This window comes from Desulfurellaceae bacterium (assembly GCA_021296095.1).
Taxonomy (GTDB): Bacteria; Desulfobacterota; Binatia; order Bin18; family Bin18; genus JAAXHF01.
In genome coordinates this window covers 1-7,117 of the sequence record JAGWBB010000115.1, presented here as the reverse complement: position 1 = coordinate 7,117, position 7,117 = coordinate 1, and the positions used below count along the sequence as shown (strand labels likewise).

Below are 7,117 nucleotides of genomic sequence, written 5' to 3'. Positions count from 1 at the left end.
TCGAGCCGACTGACCCGCTCGCCGACCGCCCGCATTTCGTCAATCGCCTGCGCGCGCGTCTGGGCGTCGGTCATGCTGCGGATCTCTTTTGAGCGACTCGTGCGCGTGGCGCGCAGCGTCTCGGTTTCCTGGATGGTAGCCCGTCGCCGCCGGTCACACTCCAGCAGGGCGTCAATATCGGCGGCCGGAAAATCAACTTTACCGAGTTCTCGTTTGACGAACTCAGGGTCGTCACGAACGATTCTGATATCCAACATGGGAACCTCTAGTAGGCGGACGGCAGCTCGAAGGCGTCTTGAATATGGGTGATACGAGCTGGCCGTTTGGCACCCCTGTCATTCTGCCACCGAATACCGATGACATCAAAACGGGCCGCCCGGTCGTGCAGCCGATGGCGGCTGAGATACGACAGCGCGACTCTGGCAATGTGGCGCTGTTTGCGCGGCGTGACCGTGGCCAGAGGGTCACCGAACTGCGGTCCGCTCAGGCTACGGACCTCGACAAAGACCACGGTCTGCCGGGACAGGGCCACCAGATCAATCTCCCCCGCCCCGGAGCGGTAGTTTCTGGCCACAATCGTATAGCCTTTTGCCCGCAGAAAGCGCTCGGCCTCGGTCTCCCCAGCCTGGCCCAGACGTCCTCGCTCGCCCGTCATAAGCGGAGACTAACCGAGAGCCCCTAGCCGGATCAAGACCTTTCTTCTAGGATGCACAGACTATGCGGGTGAACCGACAAGAAGTCCAGCGGGTGGCGCTTTTGGCCCGCCTGGATCTCAGCGAGGCGGAAACAGACGAACTGGTCGCCCACTTCGACAAGGTGCTGGCCTACATGGACAAGCTGAACGAACTGGATACGGATGGGGTTGAGCCTTTGGCCCATGCGGTTGAGACGGAAGCGCCGTTACGCGACGACCGGGTTACCAGTCAAGCCGACGCCGACGCCCTGCTGCAAAACGCGCCCCACCGCCAGGCAGACTTTTTGAAAGTGCCCAAAATCATCGAATGACGGCCATGGACGCCTTCCGCCTGACCATTCATCAAGCCCGCACGCTCCTAGACACACGACACCTCAGCGCCCAGGAACTCACCCGCGCCGTGCTTGACCGGATTCGCGCCACCGACGGGACGCTGCACTCGTATGTGACGCTGGACGAAACACAGGCCCTGGCCCAGGCTGCGGCGGCTGACCGCAGCCTGACCAACTCCGACCACCCTCCCCCGTTGTGCGGCATTCCGATTGCGGTCAAAGATATTATTCTGACCAAGGATCTGCGTTCGACGGCCGGCTCGAAAATCCTTGAGCACTTTATCCCGCCCTACGATGCTAGCGTGATCCGTCGCCTCAGGAACGCCGGTGCGGTCATTCTGGGCAAGGTCAACTGCGACGAGTTCGGCATGGGCTCGTCCAACGAGAACTCGGCCTATGGGCCAACCAGGAATCCGTGGGACGTTTCACGCGTCCCAGGCGGCTCGTCGGGCGGCTCGGCCGCCTGTGTGGCAGCCGACCAAGCCGTGGCCGCCCTGGGCACGGACACCGGCGGCTCGATCCGGCTCCCGGCCTCGTTTTGCGGGGTGGTCGGCCTGAAGCCGACCTACGGCCGGGTGAGTCGTTTTGGGGTCGTTGCCTATGCCTCGTCGCTCGATCAGGTCGGGCCGCTGACCAAGGACATGCGCGATTGCGCCCTACTCCTTCAGGTCATTGCCGGCCATGACCCGCGAGAGTCGACCTCAGTGGACCGTCCGGTCCCGGATTACCAGGCTGCGCTGGAGCGCGGCGTGCAGGGTCTCCGAGTCGGCATTCCCAGAGAGTATTTTGTGGCAGGCATGCAGTCGGAGGTCGATCAGGCGGTGCGTCGCGCCATCGACACCTTGCAAGAACTGGGGGCTGAGCCGGTTTCGATATCGCTGCCGCATACGGACTACGCGGTCGCCGCCTATTACATCATTGCCACGGCCGAGGCCAGCTCAAATCTCGCCCGCTACGACGGCGTCAAGTACGGCCACCGGACCGAGTCGGCAACGGACTTGGCCGAGATGTACCGTCAGACCCGAGCCCAGGGATTCGGTCCTGAGGTCAAACGGCGGATCATGCTCGGCACCTACGCCTTGTCAGCCGGCTACTATGATGCATACTACTCGAAGGCGCAAAAGGTGCGCCGCTTGATTAGACACGATTTCCTGCGCGCGTTTGAGCAGTGCGATGTCATTGCCACACCGACCGCGCCGACAACGGCGTTTCAGCTTGGCGAGAAAGCCACCGATCCCCTGACCATGTATTTGTCGGATATCCTCACCATTGCGGTCAACCTGGCCGGACTGCCGGGGCTGTCGCTGCCGTGCGGATTCGATGCCGAGGGCCTGCCGGTCAGCCTCCAGCTGATCGGACAAGCGTTTGGCGAGGAGGCCCTGTTGCAGGCCGGCTACGCCTATGAGCAGGCGACCGAGTGGCATACGGCAAGACCGCCTCTCTGAGCAGCACCCCCAACGAAAGACCGAGCCATGGAATACGAACCCGTTATCGGCCTCGAAGTCCACGCCCAACTGCTGACCGAATCCAAGATCTTCTGCGGCTGCTCAACCCAGTTTGGCGCCGAGCCTAACCACAACACCTGTCCGGTGTGCATGGGCCTGCCCGGAGTGCTGCCGGTGCTCAACAAACGAGTAGTTGAGTATGCCCTCAAAACCGCCCTGGCCACCCACTGCCGGATTGCAGCCCACAGCCGCTGGGCGCGCAAGAATTATTTTTACCCGGATTTGCCCAAAGGCTACCAGATCAGCATGTACGAGTTGCCGATCGCCGAGCACGGCTATCTTGATGTGCCGCTCCAAAGTCAGACCGATCAGACCAAACGGGTACGCCTGACCCGGATTCACATGGAAGAGGACGCCGGCAAGAATATCCACGACGCCCGGGGCGATGCCAGCCTGGTGGACCTGAACCGGACCGGCGTCCCCCTGTTGGAGATTGTCAGCGAGCCGGATATCCGCAGCCCTGAAGAGGCTGGGGCATATCTGCGCAGCCTGCGCAGCCTGCTGCGTTACCTGGAGGTGTGTGACGGCAATATGGAGGAGGGCAGCCTGCGCTGTGATGCCAACGTGTCGATTCGGCCGCGCGGCAGTGCCGAGTTCGGCACACGGACCGAGATCAAGAATGTCAACTCGTTCCGGGCGGTGGAAAAGGCCATTCAGTACGAGATCGGCCGCCAGATACAAGCCACCGAAGCGGGCGAAACGATTGTGCAGGAAACACGCCTGTGGGACGCCGAGCGAGAGGTCACCCGCTCCATGCGCAGCAAAGAGTTTGCCCATGACTACCGCTATTTTCCCGACCCGGACCTCCTACCCCTGGTCGTCGACCATGGCTGGGTGACGGAACTCAAGACCAGCCTGCCGGAGCTGCCGACCGACCGCCAGGAACGCTTTATCCGTGACTACGGCCTGCCAGCCTATGACGCCGCAGTCTTAACCGCCCATAAAGAGGTCGCGGAGTACTATGAACAGGCTGTGCGCGCTCATCCGGTCGATCCCAAAGCAATGAGCAACTGGGTCATGGACAGCGTGCTGCGGGTGCTCAAAGACGACAGGCTCGACCTGCATATTTCCCGCTGGCCGTGTCCGCCCGAACACCTGGCCCAACTCGTCAGCCTGATTCATGACGGCAAAATCAGCGGTAAAATTGCCAAAACCGTCTTTGACAAGATGCACGAAAGCGGACAGCCGCCACAGGCAATCATTCAGGCCAGGGGCCTATGGCAGGTCAGCGACAGCGACACGCTCGACGCCCAGATCGATCAGGTCATGGCCGACAACCCCGACAAGGTGGTCGCCTACCGGGGCGGCAAGGAAAAACTGCTCGGCTTTTTTATCGGCCAAGTCATGCGCGCCACGGGGGGCAAAGCCAACCCGCAGCTGTTAAACCAGCTATTGAAGAAAAAATTAGATTCGTAAATATATGACAGAAGTACGCACGACATTTAGAGTTGCAGATTTGCTGTGTTGACACTGAGAGGAGCGAGAATGGACTTTACCTTTAGTCCCCAACAGGAAGCCTTTCGGCAGGAACTGATCTCCTGGCTCTCGACCCACGTCCCGCCCGAAAGCACTCAGCTGCGTCACCTGCAACCTCAGGCCTCGCCCAGCGACCTCAAGTTCTTGAAAGACTGGCAGAAAACGGTCTACGAGGGCGGCTGGGCCGGCGTCTCGTGGCCCAAGGAGTATGGCGGCAGAGGCGCCTCGCTGGTTGAGCGGATGATCTTCGATCAAGAGATGGCAGCCCACAAAGCGCCCGGCCTGATGAATGTGCTGGGTCTGGAGATTGTCGGGCCGACGATTATTACCCACGGCAGCGAAACCCAAAAGCGACGCTACCTGTCGAAGATCCTCAGCGGCGAAGAGGTCTGGAGCCAGGGCTATTCGGAGCCCAACTCGGGCTCCGACCTGGGGTCTTTGCAGACCCGGGCCGAGGAAGACGGGGACGACTTTATTGTCAACGGACAAAAGGTCTGGACCAGTCTGGCCAACTATGCCGACTGGTGTCTGCTGCTCGTCCGGACCAACCCCGACGCGCCAAAACATCAGGGCATATCGGCGCTGCTGGTCGATATGAAAAGCCCTGGCGTCACGATCCAGCCGCTCCGCACGATGACCGGCGAGAGCGAGTTCAACGAGGTGTTTTTCGAGGATGTCAGAGTGCCCAAGGCCCAGCTACTGGGCGAAAAAGACCACGGCTGGCGGGTGATTATCACCTCGCTGATGTTCGAGCGCCAAGGGCTGGGATTTTACTTTACTTTCGCCATGCAGCGATCCTATCAGGATCTCCAGCAAGAAATCCGAGCCGAGACCCGTTACGGTGAGCCGCTCAAGGACTCACCCGCCGTTCGGCAGCGAATGGCCCAGGCGTATATTGACAGCGAGGTGCTCAAGCTCAACAACTATCGCGCTCTGACAAAACTCCTGCGCGGCACCCCGCCGGGAGCCGAGGGCTCAATCGCCAAGCTGCACTGGGCCGAGTCAAACCAGCGTCTGCAAGAACTGGCGGTTGACATTCAGGGGCCCTACGCCCAGCTGTATCAAGACGGCGAGCAGGCGAACGGCGCCTACTGGCAGTACGGTTTCGTCCGTTCAAAAGCCAACACGATCGAGGGTGGCACCTCGGAAATTCTTCGCAACATCATTGCCGAGCGGGTGTTGGAGATGCCCAAAGGCCGCTAAAAACAGGGAGGACACGGTATGGAACGCCCCTTACGTTTTGGGATTTTTATGGCCCCTTTTCACCCCGCCGGGCAGAACCCGACCCTGGCCCTTGAGCGTGATCTGGAGCTGATCGAACGCCTCGACGAACTCGGCTATGACGAAGCCTGGATCGGCGAGCATCATTCCGCAGGGCTCGAAATCATTGCCTCGCCCGAGGTCATGATTGCCTCGGCCGCCCAGCGCACCGAGCACATTCGACTCGGCACCGGGGTCAGCTCCCTGCCCTACCACCATCCCCTGATGCTGGCCGACCGCATCGTTCAGCTCGACCACATGACGCGCGGACGGGTGATGTTCGGGGTCGGCCCCGGCGCCCTGCCGTCCGATGCCCGGATGATGGGCATTGATCCCGCCACCCAGCGTGAACGCATGGAAGAGGCGCTCGGCGCCATCATGCTGTTGCTGAATTCGGAAGAGCCGGTCAGCATGAAAACCGACTGGTTCACCCTGGACGAGGCCCGCCTCCAGCTGCGTCCCTACACCTACCCGCATTTTGAAATCGCGGTGGCGGCAACGGTCTCGCCGGCCGGTCCACGCACAGCGGGGCATTACGGGGTCGGCCTGCTGTCGCTGGGGGCGACCAGCCAGGGTGGTTTCGGCGTGCTGGCCGACCACTGGAAAATCTGGAATGACAACGCCCGCCAGCACGGCCACAGCGTAGACCGCGCTGGCTGGCGGCTGGTCGGGCCGATGCATGTGGCGCCGAGCCGCCAGCAGGCGCTTGAGGAGGTCGAGTACGGCATTCATGAGTGGATTGACTACTTCAAGAATGTGGTCGCCCTGCCGCTGGCCCCGGAAGAGCCCGACCCGGACAAGTGGGTTCAAGCCCTGATCGACTCCGGAACGGCCGTAATCGGCACGCCGGACGACGCCGCAGCCCAGATCGAGCGTCTCAAAAAGCAGTCGGGCGGATTTGGCTGCTACCTGATCATGGCCAACGACTGGGTCGAACGCACCGCCTCGTTAGCATCGTATGAGTTGCTGGCCAAGGAAGTCTTCCCCCGCTTTCAGGGTTCGGGCGACTGGTCGGTTCGTTCGCGGGAGTGGTGCCGGGCCGATCACGACAGCCTGATCGGTGGGGCCATGAACGCCGTGGCTCAGGAGATCGAGCAGTACGAGCAGAAGACGGGCTACCGGGTGTCGGTCGCCGGGCCAGCCCAAGGCAATGCCAAGTAGGCAGGCGGCTGTGGCCGAGCGACAGGCGCAGTAGGCCACGATAGCAGGGCGGGTTGTGTATCTGAGGCAATGCAACCTGAGAGCGACCGGCCCCAAGCTTGACACACTGACGATTGATCAGCCGTAAAAACGACCTGTTTCAGCTCGCCGATATCCCGCATGAGGACCAGGAAAACGCGCCAAGGAGGGCCGCCCGAGAAGGAGGCGGCCCGTCCGTCGTGCCAAGGCTGGAGGCCTCCTCAACGCCGGCCGCTGACCATATTGCGTAGCGAGTAGAACTGTTTGGCCCGGCCCGCTGAGAAGGTCCGCTTCATCACATAACAGTGCATATAGGTCGCGTGCGGCTTCTTGGCGTTGATGTCCGTCTCGCCGACATGAGTGAAGACATGGTGGCCGACGTTATTGGAGAAGTCCTGGGTGAGATAGGGCGCCTGCATGGCGGTCTCGTGGGCATAACTCTCCGAATACTTCAGAAAGTGGTGGCTCAGCCGCAGCAGCTGGTCGTCCCGGCGGTCAAAGGCAAACATCCACAGCGTCCAGTAGGTTTCGGCGTCAATAAACACGATCTTGTGGCTGTAGGGAAGGTTGTCGCTCTTGGGGTCAATCAGCAACACGAGGGTATCGCGGACCTCCCAGCGGGTCTTGATCGGCACCCACACGTGGGGACCGCCACCCTCCGGGTTGGTTTC

General features: G+C 61.4%; 8 protein-coding genes. 5 read left to right on the top strand and 3 right to left on the bottom strand.

All coding sequences use genetic code 11. The features are described from left to right. Both J4F42_20115 and J4F42_20110 read right to left on the bottom strand, forming a co-directional pair. Window positions 1-257, bottom strand: a 257-nt coding sequence (locus J4F42_20115) for a hypothetical protein (protein MCE2487825.1), incomplete at its 3' end; no start/stop codon positions are given. 8 nt (window positions 258-265) lie between these two features. After that, window positions 266-655 carry a YraN family protein gene (locus tag J4F42_20110; GenBank protein MCE2487824.1) on the bottom strand — a complete coding sequence of 130 codons (390 nt, stop codon included), beginning with the start codon at window positions 653-655 and terminating at the stop codon, window positions 266-268. 62 nt (window positions 656-717) lie between these two features. Between J4F42_20110 and gatC the strand changes: the two genes are divergently transcribed. The 5 genes from gatC (at window position 718) to J4F42_20085 (ending at window position 6,428) form a co-directional block, all read left to right on the top strand. Next, window positions 718-1,005, top strand: a complete 288-nt coding sequence (gatC, locus tag J4F42_20105; protein ID MCE2487823.1) for an Asp-tRNA(Asn)/Glu-tRNA(Gln) amidotransferase subunit GatC — start codon at window positions 718-720, stop codon at window positions 1,003-1,005. 5 nt (window positions 1,006-1,010) lie between these two features. Next, window positions 1,011-2,471: an Asp-tRNA(Asn)/Glu-tRNA(Gln) amidotransferase subunit GatA gene (gene gatA / locus J4F42_20100; GenBank protein MCE2487822.1), complete on the top strand. Its 1,461-nt coding sequence runs from the start codon at window positions 1,011-1,013 to the stop codon at window positions 2,469-2,471. A 27-nt stretch (window positions 2,472-2,498) separates the two neighbouring features. Next, complete coding sequence (gene gatB, locus J4F42_20095; protein ID MCE2487821.1) at window positions 2,499-3,947, top strand: Asp-tRNA(Asn)/Glu-tRNA(Gln) amidotransferase subunit GatB; 1,449 nt, start codon at window positions 2,499-2,501, stop codon at window positions 3,945-3,947. A 69-nt stretch (window positions 3,948-4,016) separates the two neighbouring features. After that, window positions 4,017-5,210: an acyl-CoA dehydrogenase gene (locus J4F42_20090; protein MCE2487820.1), complete on the top strand. Its 1,194-nt coding sequence runs from the start codon at window positions 4,017-4,019 to the stop codon at window positions 5,208-5,210. Between the two features lie 18 nt (window positions 5,211-5,228). Beyond that, complete coding sequence (locus J4F42_20085; protein ID MCE2487819.1) at window positions 5,229-6,428, top strand: LLM class flavin-dependent oxidoreductase; 1,200 nt, start codon at window positions 5,229-5,231, stop codon at window positions 6,426-6,428. A 239-nt stretch (window positions 6,429-6,667) separates the two neighbouring features. Here J4F42_20085 and J4F42_20080 read toward each other — a convergent pair. Further along, on the bottom strand, window positions 6,668-7,117 hold a 450-nt coding region (locus J4F42_20080; protein MCE2487818.1), incomplete at its 5' end, for a DUF1329 domain-containing protein.